The organism is Bradyrhizobium niftali (genome assembly GCF_004571025.1).
Lineage (GTDB): Bacteria > Pseudomonadota > Alphaproteobacteria > Rhizobiales > Xanthobacteraceae > Bradyrhizobium > Bradyrhizobium niftali.
Window position 1 is genome coordinate 1 of record NZ_SPQT01000106.1, and the last position, 2,202, is coordinate 2,202.

Here is a 2,202-nt window from a genome sequence, read left to right on the forward strand (position 1 = left end):
GCCGCTCGTAGCCGCGACGACCGCGGTACTTCGTTTTGGGTACACCGCAAGGGATCGGCCAGACAGCGAAATCGAGTCTATACGTTTTCCAATCGCGTCCGGTGAGGTGTTAATCTTTTGGACGCGACCCAAGCTGCACAGTACAGGCCTGCAGCAGGGGAAAACGATGGCCGACAAACGGATGCAGTTCAACTGGGATCCAATTGCGCTTGCAGCGCAACTGCGGAACATCGCGGGACAAAGCCAAGTACTGATGCGCTGCTTCGTGTCTTATCAATCGGACGCGATTAAATTCGGCATAGGCAACAGGTCAACGCTCGGGTTCGATTTTTTCGAACTCATGACGAGGATGATGACCGATCCGGTGGTAGTCGCCGGCGCCCAGATTGACCTATTCTACAAGACGCTGGGTATCTGGCAGAAAACTGCGGAACGCATGCTCATGCTGCGTGCACGCGAGGCCGATGCCTCAAAAGACAAACGGTTCAAGCATCCCGACTGGAGTGAGAATGCTATCTTCAACTTCGTGAAGGACAATTATCTCGTCGCGGCAGAGTCGATTCTTTCTGCAATCCGCGAAGTCAAAGGCATGGACGAGGCCTCGGCTCGCAAAGTCGATTTCTACACCCGCCAGTTCGTTGATGCCTTGTCACCTTCCAATTTCGTCGCCACCAATCCGGAGGTCCTCACCGCAACCCTTGCGTCCGGTGGGCAGAACCTGCTGCGTGGTCTGGAGAACCTTCTTGCCGATCTGGAGCGCGGCAATGGCCGCCTTGCGATTACGACCACCGACATGAAGGCGTTCCGCCTCGGCGAAAACATCGCAACCACTCCAGGAAAGATCGTCTACCAAAACGAGCTCATGCAATTAATCCAATATACGCCGTCGACAAGAGAAGTTCGCGTGCGGCCACTCCTCATCGTGCCACCATGGATCAATAAGTTCTATGTTCTCGATCTACAGCCGAAGAACTCTTTCATCAAATGGGCCGTCGATCAGGGGCATACGGTCTTCGCCATCTCCTGGGTAAATCCCGATGGGAAGCTCGCCAAAAAGGGCCTTGAAAATTACATGCTCGAGGGGCCTTTGGCGGCACTGGACGCAATCGAGTCTGCGACCGGAGAGCATAGTGTCAACGCAATTGGCTATTGCCTCGGCGGAACATTGCTCGCCGCGACAATGGCATATTCGGCCGCGAAGGGCGACGACCGAATTACAAGCGCCACCTATTTCACGACGCTTGTCGATTTTACCGACGTCGGGGATATCGCCGTCTTCATCGACGAGGCGCAGCTGGCGTCTCTCGAAAGACGGATGCGCGAGCGCGGCTATCTGGACGCGCAAGAGATGGCGACAGCGTTCAATATGTTGCGCGCCAATGACCTGATCTGGTCCTTCGTCGTCAGCAACTACCTGCTTGGCAAGGAGCAGGTGCCCGTTGATCTTTGGTTTTGGAATTCCGATCCGACGCGCATGCCCGCGGCGATGCATTCGTTCTATTTGCGTGGAATGTATCAGCAAAATCTCTTGGCAAAACCCGGCGGCATCACGTTGGCGGGCGTGCCGATCGATCTTTCGAAGGTCACGACTCCGACCTTCATTCTAGCTGCGCGCGAAGACCACATTGCGCCATGGAAGTCGACCTATGCCGCGACACGCTTGTATTCCGGGCCGATCAAATTCGTTTTAGCCGATGCGGGCCATATGGCTGGCGTGATCAGCCCGCCCGGCACCAAATATGGCCATTGGACGAACGACAATTTGCCGCCCAGTCCGGACGAATGGTTCGCCAGCGCCGCGCCTCATCAAGGGTCGTGGTGGCCGCTTTGGGACGAATGGGTAACGCCACTTGATGCAGGCCGCGTTCCAGCCCGCGAACCCGGTAGCGGTGCACTAGCGATTATCGAAAACGCGCCTGGCTCTTACGTCCGCGTGAGATCGATCGCCTCGTAAGTTGCGGGAAGCGGTCGAGATCGCGACTATGCGCAAAATCAGAGCTCGCTCTCGCGGAAGGGCTAGCCCCGCTCGCGGGGGCGCTGCGGCGACTGAGGATTGTTGGCGGGATTGGTATCGTACTTGGATATTCGCGTGATCAGCCCGCTAGTGGCGAGCGGTTGCAAGTCCGCCTCCAGCGCCTCGGCAATCTCTTTGGTATAGACCTCCCGATCGTCCACGTAGAGTGTAAAGGATTTCAAATACTT

1 protein-coding gene and 1 pseudogene are annotated in these 2,202 nt (G+C 56.5%); one reads left to right on the plus strand and one right to left on the minus strand.

Going from position 1 to position 2,202, the window contains the following annotated elements; translation table 11 throughout:
- A partial coding sequence (locus tag E4K65_RS46565) for a PHA/PHB synthase family protein (RefSeq protein ID WP_347340994.1) occupies positions 1 to 1,954 on the plus strand: 1,954 nt, incomplete at its 5' end.
- 62 nt (positions 1,955 to 2,016) lie between these two features.
- Here E4K65_RS46565 and E4K65_RS46570 read toward each other — a convergent pair.
- Positions 2,017 to 2,202 (minus strand): annotated as a pseudogene (locus E4K65_RS46570) (hypothetical protein); the annotation flags it as partial.